Here is a 12,514-nt window from a genome sequence, read left to right as displayed (position 1 = left end):
ATCATCCGCGAGCGCCCGAACGAGCGCGCGGCAGTATTAACCCAACCATCATTGCTTCCATCACCAGCAGTGGCGCACCGTTGGCAATCAATCTCTGTCGCGCCAGCGCGATTGTTTCAAGCGCACCGAGCAACTCTTCAGAGCTCATCGCCTTCGCCAGTGTGCGGATCTGCTCCAACTCACTGGCATTGACGGGATCAACCTGGGCTCCGGTTCCCAAAACCAACGCATCGCGATACATCGAAGACAGATCAGTCAGCGCTGCATCAAGCGTGTCGTGCTGGCGGCGCCTGGCCTGACGCTTCTGGTCGTCCTCCAGCGTGCGCAGGTGAGAACGCACCGCCGGCGGCTGAGTGCGTGCGTGCGGATCGGCGCCTAACTGACGCAACAACTCGGCACGGGCCTCGCTGGCATCTTGCCCCGAGGTGTTTTCGGCACCCGCGGTGGCCTCCTCAACCAGGTCGGCAGCACTATCCAGCGCTGCACCAAGCGACGACAACTTCACCGGTATGGAGATCAGTCGCCGCCGACGGCCACGTGCATCTTCGTTGGTGGCTAGCCGCTTGGCGATGCCGATATGGCTCTGGGCTGCCCGCGCCGCGTAATGCGCCATGGCTGGGTCAATGCCGTCGCGCACGATCAGTAACTCCGCGACCGCATCGACCGGCGGCGTCCCAAGACGGACGTGACGACACCGACTGCGGACCGTGACGATCAGGTCATCCAGAGTCGGGGCGCACAACAGCCAAACCGTGCGCGGCGGCGGCTCCTCCAGTGTCTTCAGCAGGGCGTCTGCGGCTTGTTCGTTGAGTCGGTCGGCGTCTTCGATGATGATGACGCGCCATTTGCCCATGGCTGGTCGTGACGCTGCAGCGAGCGCCAACTCTCGGGCCCGGTCGACACGAATAAAGGTCTCGTTGGTCGCCACGACAGTGACATCCGGGTGACTGCCCAGCATCACGGTGCGGCAGCCCTCGCATTCTCCGCAGCCGGTCTCCCCTGGGCGGTCACACTGCAACGCCGCTGCAAAGGCACGTGCGGCGACCGAGCGGCCTGAACCGGGAGGCCCCGTGAAGAGCCACGAGTGGGTCATGCTGGCCGGGTTCGTGGCGGCTCGGCGCAACGTCTGCACGACCTTGGTTTGGCCGACCAACTGGTCAAAGACACTCGCGAGCCCTGCTCCCCCATTCGCTGACCAACGGCACCTCGCACCTGATGCTGCAGCTCTGCAATCGATTCGCCAGCTGACACCACCAGATAGCGATCCGGGTCGGCGGCCGCCAACTCCAAGAATCCATCTCGCACGGCGGTGTGGAAGTTGTCGGCTTCGCGCTCGAGTCGGTCGTGCTGATCTCCGCGCCGCTGCCGGCCCTGATCGGCGGTGACATCGAGCAAGACCACCAAGTCAGGCAGTAAGCCTTCAGTTGCCCACAGCGACAACTGACGAATATCGCCCTGGTCTAGCGCGCGAGCCACGCCTTGATAAGCCACCGAAGAATCCAGATAGCGGTCAGTCAGCACGACGGCACCCCGATCAAGCGCTGGCTTGATCAGGGTGTCGACGTGATGTGCTCGATCGGCGGCAAAGAGCAACGCCTCGGCCCGCGGAGCGACATAGTCGCCATGCAAAACCAACTGCCGAATGGCCTTGCCCAACTCGGTGCCACCAGGCTCGCGAGTCGTGACGACCTCATGGCCTTCGCCGCGAAGCCACTCACTCAAGAGCCGAGCCTGAGTTGATTTGCCAGCGCCGTCGCCGCCCTCAAAGGCCACAAAGAAACCTCGGTGGGGTTCACCATCGGGAGCGTCAGGAAGAGGCATACCCAGACTCTAGGTCAGGAGGCTGACAGGCCACCTGCACGCTGTGCATTGGCGTGCACGGCGTCATGCACAAACTGCGCGAGACCGGGAGCAATGTCCTCATAGGTCTTGGTGAATCGCGGGTCGCTGACATACATCTGCGCGATCCCAGCATGCATTTCACGCGAGCAGGTGTAGAAGCGCTGGTCGATCTGCAATCGCGCGGCCTCGGCAACATCCATCGCCGCTTCACTGGTCGCCGGCTCACCCACGCTCAGCAGTGCGACATACCGAGCGTTGATTTCGTCGGCTTCAGCCTTGATCGCTTCCCAGTCGGCCTTGTTGTAGCCTTTGGTTCGCTTCGATGACTGAGCCCACGCATCGGTGTCACCCCAACGCTGCTCGGCCTCAACCGCATACTCCTCGTCAAAGCCGTTGCCAAAGATTTCGCGCATTTCCGCGTCGCTTACTGGCTTGTTGTCCATCTGCGCCTCCATCGCTGTGTCGATCGCGGCCACCATGCCTTGCAGGTCAGCCACCTTGGTTAAGACCGCTTCGCGTTGGCGTTGCAGGTGGGCCACCACATCACCGCCGCCATCGAGCAACTCGGCCACTTCCTCAAGGGAGAAGCCAAGACGTCGATAGACCACGATGTGCTGCAGGCGCTGCAGGTCGTCGCCGGTATAAAGGCGGTAACCCGCATAGCTGCGCTCGCTCGGCTGCAACAACCCGATTGCGTCATAGGTGGTGCAACGATCGGATCGTGATGTCGAAGCGGGCGGCCACTTGCCCAACTGTCTGCTCTTCGGTCATGAGACTGAGCCTGCGGCCTCACGCCGCGTGAGGGTCAAGCCCTGGTTACGTGAGCGTCCCGTGACCATGCAGCGACTCAAAGATCAGCGCAGTCTCGGCGTGCAAAACACCGGGCCGATTGGTCAGTGGTCGAGCACAAAGTCGCGCAACTCATCGGCAGACTCGGCAGCCACGTGGACGAGATAGTCCGTCGCACCAGAGACGTGATAAGCACTGATCACGCCAGTCAACTTGGGCACTTCGGCGCGGAACGTCTCAAAGTGATCGCGTCGGTGACCACCAAAACGAACAGCGATCATGGCCTCGACGGGACGGCCCACTGCGGCAGGATCGATGTCGGCATGGACTCCCCTGATGACGCCCCGCTCGCGCAGCGAACGCACCCGGACCAGGCACGTCGACTCGGCAATCCCAGACTCTCGCGCGAGCATCGAGTTGGACATCCGACCATCGGCAGCGAGCAGTTGCACCAACTTTTGATCGGTGGCGTCAGGCGGGCTGTGGTCTCCGCCCTGTGATTGCTTCGGCATAGGGCGAGTCTACTCACTAGTTGGCGGTGGTTTATTCGTATATTTATACGGTGCGACGCAGACCCTGCGTCTCTATTGCAATACTCACGCATTATCTGCACAATTGGGAGCATGATGGACAACGACGTCGCTCTCGATACCCGTGCTGTGCACTCCGCCCGCGAAGACCTGACCGCGCTGGGCGTGCACGTCCCGCCGATCGACCTGTCGAGCACCTACCCCGTGCCCGATGTCGCCACCGGCGGCGCTGACTACGAGCACCTCGCCACTGGCGGGGCACTCACGCAGGGTCAGAGTGGCGTCTACCAGCGGCTGTGGAACCCCACCGTTGCTCGGTTCGAGCGCGCCCTGGCCGACCTGGAAGACGCTGAAGAAGGCGTCGCCTTCGCTTCCGGTATGGCGGCGCTCTCGGCAGTCCTTTGGCATGCGTGAGCGCTGGAAACCACATCGTGGCCGTTCGCCCGCTTTACGGCGGCAGCGACCACCTGCTGGCTACCGGCTTGCTCGGCACCTCGGTCACCTGGGCTACTCCCGGCGAAGTTGCTGGTGCTATCACCGAGCAGACCGGCCTTGTCATTGTCGAGACCCCGGCGAACCCCACGCTGGACTTGGTCGACATCGCTGCCGTGTCGCGCAGCGGGCGACGTCCCGGTGATGGTCGACAACACGTTCGCCACCCCGGTGCTGCAGCGCCCGATCACCTCGGCGCTGCGATGGTGCTGCACTCGGCCACCAAGTTCCTCGGCGGCCACGGTGACCTACTCGCCGGCGTCATCGCCACCAACAGCGAGTGGGCCGGCCGCATCCGCGGCGTGCGCGCCATCACCGGCGCCATCCTCTATCCACTCGCCGCCTACCAAGCACACCGCGGACTGCAGACTCTCCCGGTGCGAGTGCGCGCGCAGCAGGCCACCGCAGGCCTGTTGGCCCAATGGCTGTCCACCCACCAGTCAGTCAAGGCCGTGCACTACCCCGGCTTCGGTGACTCTGACCCCGCTGGCCTCGTTGGCACGCAGATGTCTGGTGGTGGCGCTGTGCTGGCCTTCGATCTCGGCTCGTTCGAAGCGGCCGCTGCAGTCACTCAGCAGTGCAAACTGATCACCATGCTGTCAGCCTCGGCGGAGTCGACAGCCTGATCCAGCACCCGGCATCGCTGACCCACCGCCCGGTCGCTTCGAAGCCAAGCCCGGCGAAGGCATTGTGCGCCTGTCCGTTGGTCTCGAAGACGCTTCGACCTGATTGCCGACTTGGGTCAAGCCCTCGCGCAGGCAGTCACCACAAACACCTGGGAGTCAGTGCGCGGCTGAGGCCTGGCCTGCTTGTGGTTGGCCCGCTCTAGGATGGCGTTGTGCCTGACTACGCCCTCGAACTCAGCTTTGACGAGGTCAGCGACCGTGCCATTCGGCACCAATGGGCGGCGCTTCAGGCCGCTGGCTTGCCCTCGCAGGCTGATCACAAGGGGATGACCAACGCCCCGCACGTCACGGTGGTGGCGGCCCAAGACATACCTAACGAGAGCGTGGACCTGGCTCGAAACAAGCTCGCGCTGCCTGCAGAGCTGACCGTTCGCGGTTTGGTGCTCTTTGGCGACGGGCCGCGGGTGACCATCGCTCATTTGGTCGAGCCTGATCACGAGTTCGCTGCGCTGGTCGCCGAAATTCATCGCGGAGTCCCCGCCAATCGGTATCCGGTGTGGACTCCGCACATCACCCTTGCGCGACGAGTGCCGCGGGCCAAGGTTGCCGAAGCCCTCGACGTGCTCAGTGCAGGCGAGCCACTCGGCACCATCACTGCCACCCGATTGCGCTGGTGGGATCCAGTGCAAAGGTCGTCGAAGACGTGGCCGTCGCGGCTAAGCCCTAGAGCAGGTCGAGCAACTCAGCCGGGGTCTGGGCAATCGCGCGGGCTCCAGCATCGGCCAACTCACCTGGTGCGCCATATCCCCAGGCCACGCCGACTGCCTTGATGCCGTGTTCGGCGGCGCCGTGCACATCGTGCTCACGGTCGCCGACCATCTTGATCGAGTCCACTCCCCCAACCACTGGGGTATGCGCCAGCGCGTGCTCGATCACGCTCGCCTTGTTGGGTCGCTCAACACCGGCCTCATCAGCCCCAAAGACCGACTCGAGGCCATCGACGAAGAACTCAGCCAAGCCGAAGTGGTCGATGATGCGCCGCGCAGCAGGCTGCGGCTTTGAGGTCGCCACTGCCATGTGGACACCGCGCTGCTGGAGTTTGGTCAACAACTCGACAACGCCGGGATAGACCGAGTTGCCGGTGTAGATGGCGCCCGCCTCAAAGTGCACGCGATAAGCCTCAACAGCCTCGGCTACTCGCTCTTCAGGCACGCCAATGGTCGGCAGACTGACCCAAAGGGCGGGCCCAACAGGCCAAACAGCACCCCGTCGTCGGGTGCGGGCAAGCCCAAATCGGCGAGCGCCAACTTCAGCGAACTGATGATGCCCGGCGCCGAGTCGGTCAGCGTGCCGTCAAGATCAAACAGGACAAGCTCAGCAGACATACCCGGCCTTAGGCCTTCTTAGCCGCAGTCTTGCGGGTAGCCGTCTTTGTCGTTGTCTTCTTCGCTGCCGAAGCCTTCGCCGTGGTCTTCTTGGCGGCAGTCTTTTTGGTCGCGGCCTTCTTTGTCATCGCCTTCTTGGTGGTCTTTTTCGCTGCCTTCTTGCGAGTGGTCGGACCCTTGGCCCGCTTCTCCGCCAGCAACTCAAAGCCGCGCTCGGCCGTGATGGTCTCGACGTCGTCGTCCTTGCGCAAGGTGGCGTTGGTTTCGCCATCCGTCACATAGGCACCGAAGCGGCCATCCTTGACGACAACCGGCTTTTCGCTGACTGGGTCGTTGCCAAGTTCCTTGAGCGGCGGCGCGGCGGCGCGGCCACGCTGCTTGGGCTGGGCATAGATCGCCAGGGCCTCTTCGAGCGTGATGTCGAAGATCTGGTTTTCGGTGGCCAGCGAGCGCGAGTCCGTGCCCTTTTTCAGGTACGGGCCATAGCGACCGTTCTGCGAAGTGATGATGTCGCCAGACTCGGGTCTGCTCCAACCTCACGCGGCAGGCTCAGCAACTTCAGCGCCGTGTCCAACTCGATCGTGCCCAAGTCCATGTCCTTGAACAGCGAGCCAGTGCGCGGCTTCACCTTGGCAGCCTTCTTGGTGCCCTTGGCCGGTGCCTCATCGCTCTCGGGCAGCACCTCGGTGACATACGGGCCATAGCGCCCGGCCTTGGCGACAATGTCGCGACCGGTCTCGGGGTCTTGGCCCAACACGCGGCCATCATCTGATGCCGTCTCCAGGAGTTCGCGGCCCTTTTCAGCGCTCATCTCATCGGGTGCGATGTCGTCGGTGATGCTGGCACGCCTGGGGTCACCTTCAGTGTTGGTGTCTTCGACGTAGGGGCCATAGCGACCCACGCGCACCACGATGCCTTCGCCGATCTCGATCGTGGAGACACCACGAGCATCAATATCGCCCAAGTCGGCCACCAGGTCCCGCAGGCCCTCAGCGTTCGTGGACTCATCGCCGAAGTAGAAGCGCTTGAGCCAATCGACGCGCTGCTCGTCGCCGGAGGCAATGCGGTCCAGGTCGGCTTCCATCGACGCGGTGAAGTCGTAGTCGACCAACCGCGGGAAGTGCAGTTCCAGCAATCGGGTGACGGCAAACGCCAGCCAAGTCGGGATCAGCGCAGAGCCACGGGTACGCACGTAGCCGCGGTCTTGATGGTGCCGACGGTCGCGGCGTAAGTCGACGGGCGACCGATGCCTTTCTCTTCCAGCGCCTTGACCAGCGTCGCCTCGGTATAACGAGCCGGCGGGTTGGTCTGGTGGCCCTGCGCTTCTGCCTCGAGGGTGTCGATCGCGACGCCCTGCGACAACTTGGGCAGTCGGCGCTCTTGATCAGCGTCGTTGCGTGCGTGGCGGTCTTCGTCTCGGCCCTCTTCGTATGCAGCCAGGAAGCCGCGGAAGGTGATGACGGTTCCCGATGCAGAGAACTCAGCGTCCTTGGCACCAGCGCCTTCAGCCAGCGCGACGCCCAACTTCACGGTCGCAGTGGAGCCGCGCGCATCAGCCATCTGCGAGGCGACGGTGCGCTTCCAGATCAGCTCATACAACGCATACTCGCCGCCGCGCAGTTCGCCACCAACCTGAGCCGGGGTACGCATCGAGTCACCGGCGGGGCGGATTGCCTCGTGGGCCTCTTGGGCGTTCTTCGCCTTCTTGCCGTAAACCCGGACCGCTTCGGGCACGAACTCAGCGCCGTAAAGGTCACGCGCCTGCTGACGGGCGGCAGAGATTGCCGAGCCAGACAGCGTCGTCGAGTCGGTACGCATGTAGGTGATGTAGCCGTTTTCGTACAGTCGCTGCGCGGTCCGCATCGTCGACTGGCTGTTCATCCGCAGTTTGCGGCTGGCTTCCTGCTGCAACGTCGAGGTCGTGAAGGAGCCGACGGGCGGCGGGTGTAGGGCTTTCGTTGACTTCGCGGACCGTGACGACGGATTGCTCCATCGAGTCAGCGATCGCGGTGGCCAGTTTGGCGTCGAGGTGCTTGACGGTCTCGGTCTTGAGCACGCCAGCATCGGAGAAGTCCCGACCGGTGGCAACACGCTGGCCATCCACGCCAGTCAGTCGAGCCTTGAAGGCCTGACCTGAGTTGGACGACGGCGAAAACTCACCTTCGACATCCCAGTAGGACGCCGACTTGAAGGCCATCCGCTCGCGCTCACGCTCAACGACAATGCGAGTGGCGACGGACTGGACTCGGCCAGCCGAGAGGCCCTGCTTGACCTTGCGCCACAGAACGGGCGACACCTCATACCCATAGAGGCGGTCGAGGACGCGACGGGTCTCTTGAGCGTCGACCATCCGGGTGTCGAGATCGCGGGTCTCATGGGCGGCGCGCTGGATGGCTTCCTTGGTGATTTCGTGGAAAACCATGCGCTTGACCGGGACCTTGGGCTTCAGGACTTCGAGAAGGTGCCAGGCGATCGCCTCACCTTCGCGGTCCTCATCAGTTGCCAGCAGGAGTTCGTCGGCGTCTTTGAGCGCCCGCTTGAGCTCGGCAACCTTCTTTTTCTTGTCGCCGTCGACGACGTAGTAGGGCTCGAAGCCGTCCTCAATGTTGATCGAGAACTTGCCGTAGGGGCCCTTTTTCATTTCCGGGGGCAACTCGCTCGGGTTCGGCAAGTCACGAATGTGGCCGACGCTGGCGTCCACCTGATAGTCGCTGCCGAGGAACTCACCGATCTTTTGGCCTTGGCCGGTGACTCGACGATGACAAGTTTGTGAGACACGAAAACTCCTTGCTGGGCAACGCGGTCGTGGATTCGTCACGACGAAAGACGCGAGACCTCTGTGCGCCACACGGTAGCGGACGTTCACGAATGCTTGGTGTGCGCCTCAACATGTGTCGCTATGGTGTGCCAGTTGGCCTAACGAGAGGAGAGCACCTTGTTGCTCAACCCGCGACACATCCTGGCATGCCTGGGCGCAGCCGCCGCGATCGTCCTGACCGGGTGTTCTGGCACTGAGGTTGGCCCCAGTGTCGAAATCGGTGACCCGATCACCTCGGCACCCGCCAATGGCTCTGATGACAGTGAAGCCACCGGTGATTCCAACACGGCGACGGCTGACGACAGCGAGCGCACAGTTTCTGCTGCTGCCGACGGAACTATCCTCACCACCGGTGACCAGGCCAGCTTCGTGATGCCGTCGGGCAACATTCAGTGCGTGATGCGGCCAGGCTCGGCCATCTGCCAAATCGCCTCAAAGCAGTTTGACCCCAGCGAAGGCGACATGGACCCGAACGCGCTCGGCGACTGCACCACCGAGTCTGCCGACGCGGTCACCGTCATCGACGACGCGGCCGCGACCTGGGGTTGCACCTCAGAAACCATCCGCGGTCAGGCTGCTCTGGACCTGGGCGGCTGGTGGGCGGCTGACGACGTGGGCGACACCGAAAATGTCGATGGCACTGACCTCGCAGTGCTGTCTTATGGGCAGAGCCTGCAGTTAGGCCAGATGCTCTGCGTGAGCGAAAGCACCGGCATCTCCTGCCGCGACCTCAACTCCAGCGCCGGATTCACGCTGGCTCGTGAGGACTATTCCGCCTCTTAGACGGGCACTCGGCGGGCAGCGCGCTCGCCAGTCACGACTGCAATCCCGCCGATGACGACCAGGCTGGCCAGCATCGAGACGATGCCCAACGAAGCCTGTGTCCGTGTCGACGGCATAGCTGACAGCGACCATCATCGGCACACTCGGCGGTAGGGCCGCAGCCCCGACAAGCGGGGTGCTGCAAGCGGCGCGGTGTGCGGCATACCAATGCTGTGGGCTTTTGGTTGTCGTTGATGTCTTGATGCCCAAGAAAACCTGCGGGTTGTCGCTCTACGCCCTGCCCACTTGTGCCATCAGGTAGAAGAGCACGGCCCCAAACATGATGTAGCCGGCCATCATCCAGCCGATGCTGATCAGGCTAACGGACGTTACAACGATAACTCGAGGCCATGACCACCTATGACATGGGTTCGCCCGGGGCCAATGGCGACTGTTTCTTGTCACTTCCGCGCGATGCGCGAGCCTCGCATTAGCGGTGACGGGCGGCCCTCAACTTGGGGCGATGAGCCCCAAGGCTACGCCGATCAAGAGAAAGAACAATGCTCCACCTTTCACGATCGCGCTCGGCTTATCACGAACAAAAAAGCCGAGAATCACCGAGAAAGGAAGGCCAATCACGACGAGACCAAAATCAACTTTCCCCTCGGACCCAAAAACTCCTCCCACTACGATTCCAACTGCGAACCCGATGGCGGGTAACAGCCAAGGAACGCCTGGTGAAAGCAGACCCGAGGATTCTAATTTCTTCCGATCTTCACTCACAGCCATCTCCGCACCTCCTAGCAGTTGTTACGAATAGTGTCGATACCAAGGAAATAAGTGGCCGCCCCCGTTCCGGCCCTACCCAATACCTTTTGAAATACCCTCGTCAACAGGGCCACCTTCAAAGGGCAGGTCCATGGTGAGTACGTCACCGTCGCCTACTGCCACAACGATCGGACCTTGGGCATCAGTCGGAAGCGCGACATCGGGATTGGCGACAGACGGGGTTTCGCCCATTTCCGTCACGACTGCTTCAGTGAAGGAGAGCGGATCCTCACTTACATCGGAGGCTGAGGCACCAGCGGCCGTGCAAAGTAAGGATACGACAGCAACCGATCCGACCAAAGAATGCGCGTGCTTGATTTCATGATTCCCCCTTCGAATCGCCCCCCCATTGAGGGACAGATAAGAGAAGAATGAGTGATCTTCCTGCCACTGTCAATAGCAGATTAGGACGAGTTTAGGGCAAGCACCCTTTCCGCAGATCAGGAGCACCTCAGACGGTCTCCATATCGACTTCAGGGGCGGCAAACTGACTGCGATAGAGCGCCGCGTAGGCACCATCGGCTGCCAATAACTCCTCGTGGCTGCCCTGCTCGACAATGTGTCCGGCCTCCATCACCAGGATCAGGTCGGCGTCACGAATCGTCGAGAGCCGGTGCGCAATCACAAACGAGGTCCGGTCTTGGCGCAGCGCATTCATCGCCTGTTGCAACAACAACTCGGTGCGGGTGTCGACCGAGCTCGTCGCCTCATCCAAGATCAGCAACGACGGGTCCATCAAAAAAGCCCGGGCAATCGTGATCAGTTGCTTCTCGCCCGTGGAGACGCTGCCGCCCTCAGAGTCGAGGACCGTGTCATAGCCATCAGGCAGGGAGTGCACAAACCGATCCACGTATGTCGCCTGCGCGGCTTCCACGATCTGCTCACGGGTGGCCTCAGGTCGACCGTAGGCGATGTTTTCGGCGATCGTGCCCTTGAACAGCCAGGTGTCCTGCAGCACCATGCCCATCCGCGAGCGCAGATCGCGGCGCGTCAGATCGGTGATGTTGACGCCGTCCAGCTTGATCTGACCGCCATCAAGCTCATAGAAGCGCATCAGCAGGTTAACCATCGTGGTCTTACCAGCACCGGTTGGACCGACAATAGCGACGGTCTGGCCGGGCTCAACCGAGAGGTTGAGGTCTTGGATCAGTGGCTTGTCCGCGTCATAAGCAAAGTCCACACCCTCAAAATCGACCTTGCCGCAGGGGTTATCGATGACGGCTGGCGAGCCAGCATCACGGCTCTGCTCGTCGGTGTCGAGCACTTCAAAACCCGCTCTGCCGACGCAACACCCGACTGCATTAGGTTAGCCATGGCGGCAACCTGGGTCAGCGGCTGAGTGAATTGGCGCGAGTATTGAATGAAGGCTTGCACCTCGCCCAAGCTCATCGACCCGGAGGCGACGCGCAGCCCACCAACCACCGCAATCGCAACGAAGTTGAGGTTACCGATGAACATCATCGTGGGCTGAATCAGACCGGAGATGAACTGGGCGCCAAAACTGGCGTCATATAGCTCGCTGTTGGCCTTGTCGAAGGACTGCTTGGCTTCGTGCTTGCGACCAAAGACCTGGATCAACTCGTGTCCGGAGAAGGACTCTTCGACGACCCCGTTGAGTTCGCCAGTGTGCTTCCACTGCCGGATGAACAGCTTTTGTGCGCGTTTGCCGATGAAGGTAGTTACCACGATGGAGATCGGGATGGTGACCAACGCGATAATGGCCAGCAACGGCGAGACGTAGAGCATCATCGCGATCATCGCGAAGACGGTCAGCAGCGACGTGAGCAGTTGGCTCAACGTTTGCTGCAGGCTTTGGGCGACGTTGTCGATGTCGTTAGTGACGCGGCTCAGCACTTCACCGCGGGGTTGCTTGTCAAAGTAAGGCAGTGGCAGCCGGTTGAGTTTGGCCTCCACATCGCGGCGCAGGTTAAAGATGGTGCGGTTGACGACCACGACCAATACCCGGGCCTGCACCCAAGACAAGGCCGAGGCCACGACATACAGCCCCAAGACAAAGAGCAAGACGTTGGCCACTGCGGTGAAGTCGATGCCTTGACCGGGCACGACGTTATCCATCGCGGCCAAGATATCTGCCACCGTGTCGTTGCCGTCAGCCCGTAGGTTATCGACGGCTTGGGCTGGGTGATCCCGGCTGGCAGTTGGGCGCTGAAGACGCCGGCAAAAATAAGGTCGGTGGCTCGGGCCAAAATGAGCGGGCCGAGCGCGGTAAGGATCACGCTGACAACGCCGAAGCCAAGGACGATGAGCAGCAGCATCCGCTCGGGCTTGAGTAGGCCAAGGACGCGTTTGGCTGAAGGCACAAACTGTTGGGCCTTCTCTGCCGGAGCGTTGAAGCCCGCGCCAGGTCCATGCCCTTGGCGCTTGGGGCCGCGACGAGCCTCGGCGGCCTTTTCGTCTGCTGACTTGGGAGCTTCGCTCATA

The 12,514-nt window shown here is 62.1% G+C and carries 11 protein-coding genes and 4 pseudogenes; 3 read left to right on the top strand and 12 right to left on the bottom strand.

Annotation, left to right across the window (positions count from 1 at the left end; all coding sequences use genetic code 11):
• Position 1 precedes the first annotated feature (1 nt).
• From L0A91_RS15595 to L0A91_RS15580, 4 genes are all read right to left on the bottom strand, one after another.
• A complete protein-coding gene (locus L0A91_RS15595) occupies positions 2–1,153 on the bottom strand; it encodes a DNA polymerase III subunit delta' (protein WP_235245235.1) in 1,152 nt (383 codons plus the stop codon).
• Positions 1,090–1,821 (bottom strand): dTMP kinase, encoded by a 732-nt coding sequence (tmk, locus tag L0A91_RS15590; RefSeq protein ID WP_235245234.1) that lies wholly within the window; start codon positions 1,819–1,821, stop codon positions 1,090–1,092. Before tmk ends, L0A91_RS15595 begins: the two co-directional genes overlap by 64 nt.
• A gap of 14 nt (positions 1,822–1,835) precedes the next feature.
• Positions 1,836–2,528 carry a MerR family transcriptional regulator gene (locus tag L0A91_RS15585; protein ID WP_311197875.1) on the bottom strand — a complete coding sequence of 231 codons (693 nt, stop codon included), beginning with the start codon at positions 2,526–2,528 and terminating at the stop codon, positions 1,836–1,838.
• A gap of 207 nt (positions 2,529–2,735) precedes the next feature.
• Positions 2,736–3,143, bottom strand: a complete 408-nt coding sequence (locus L0A91_RS15580) for an Lrp/AsnC family transcriptional regulator (RefSeq protein ID WP_235245233.1) — start codon at positions 3,141–3,143, stop codon at positions 2,736–2,738.
• Between the two features lie 111 nt (positions 3,144–3,254).
• Between L0A91_RS15580 and L0A91_RS15575 the strand changes: the two are divergent.
• Both L0A91_RS15575 and L0A91_RS20140 read left to right on the top strand, forming a co-directional pair.
• Positions 3,255–4,279 (top strand): annotated as a pseudogene (locus tag L0A91_RS15575) (trans-sulfuration enzyme family protein).
• Between the two features lie 326 nt (positions 4,280–4,605).
• A complete protein-coding gene (locus L0A91_RS20140; protein ID WP_397333881.1) occupies positions 4,606–5,109 on the top strand; it encodes a 2'-5' RNA ligase family protein in 504 nt (167 codons plus the stop codon).
• Here L0A91_RS20140 and L0A91_RS15565 read toward each other — a convergent pair.
• The 6 genes and pseudogenes from L0A91_RS15565 to topA form a co-directional block, all read right to left on the bottom strand.
• The gene (locus tag L0A91_RS15565; RefSeq protein ID WP_235245231.1) at positions 5,003–5,491 is read right to left on the bottom strand and encodes an HAD hydrolase-like protein; all 489 of its coding nucleotides are present in this window, start codon (positions 5,489–5,491) and stop codon (positions 5,003–5,005) included. The two genes, L0A91_RS20140 and L0A91_RS15565, sit on opposite strands and share 107 nt — an antisense overlap.
• The gene (locus L0A91_RS15560) at positions 5,473–5,664 is read right to left on the bottom strand and encodes an HAD hydrolase-like protein (RefSeq protein ID WP_235245230.1); all 192 of its coding nucleotides are present in this window, start codon (positions 5,662–5,664) and stop codon (positions 5,473–5,475) included. The genes L0A91_RS15565 and L0A91_RS15560 overlap by 19 nt, the downstream gene beginning before the upstream one ends.
• Positions 5,665–5,672: 8 nt before the next feature.
• Positions 5,673–5,942 (bottom strand): topoisomerase C-terminal repeat-containing protein, encoded by a 270-nt coding sequence (locus tag L0A91_RS15555; RefSeq protein ID WP_235245229.1) that lies wholly within the window; start codon positions 5,940–5,942, stop codon positions 5,673–5,675.
• 141 nt (positions 5,943–6,083) lie between these two features.
• Positions 6,084–6,137 (bottom strand): annotated as a pseudogene (locus tag L0A91_RS15550) (hypothetical protein); the annotation flags it as partial.
• Positions 6,134–6,475, bottom strand: coding sequence for a topoisomerase C-terminal repeat-containing protein (locus L0A91_RS15545; RefSeq protein ID WP_235246654.1), 342 nt, complete (start codon positions 6,473–6,475; stop codon positions 6,134–6,136). The pseudogene L0A91_RS15550 and the gene L0A91_RS15545, both read right to left, overlap by 4 nt.
• Positions 6,476–6,493: 18 nt before the next feature.
• Positions 6,494–8,365, bottom strand: a pseudogene (gene topA, locus L0A91_RS15540) (type I DNA topoisomerase); the annotation flags it as partial.
• A 237-nt stretch (positions 8,366–8,602) separates the two neighbouring features.
• Between topA and L0A91_RS15535 the strand changes: the two are divergent.
• Complete coding sequence (locus L0A91_RS15535) at positions 8,603–9,265, top strand: hypothetical protein (protein ID WP_235245228.1); 663 nt, start codon at positions 8,603–8,605, stop codon at positions 9,263–9,265.
• Between the two features lie 489 nt (positions 9,266–9,754).
• Here L0A91_RS15535 and L0A91_RS15530 read toward each other — a convergent pair whose 3' ends face one another.
• Together L0A91_RS15530 and L0A91_RS15525 are read right to left on the bottom strand one after the other, a co-directional pair.
• Positions 9,755–10,033 (bottom strand): hypothetical protein, encoded by a 279-nt coding sequence (locus tag L0A91_RS15530; RefSeq protein WP_235245227.1) that lies wholly within the window; start codon positions 10,031–10,033, stop codon positions 9,755–9,757.
• Positions 10,034–10,523: 490 nt separating this feature from the next.
• A pseudogene (locus tag L0A91_RS15525) lies at positions 10,524–12,513 on the bottom strand (ABC transporter ATP-binding protein).
• Between the last annotated feature and the right edge of the window lies 1 nt (position 12,514).

The organism is Ornithinimicrobium sp. INDO-MA30-4 (assembly GCF_021535045.1).
Classification (GTDB): Bacteria; Actinomycetota; Actinomycetes; order Actinomycetales; family Dermatophilaceae; genus Ornithinicoccus.
The sequence above is the reverse complement of the archived record's forward strand: the minus strand, read 5'-3'. Positions and strand labels throughout refer to the sequence as shown.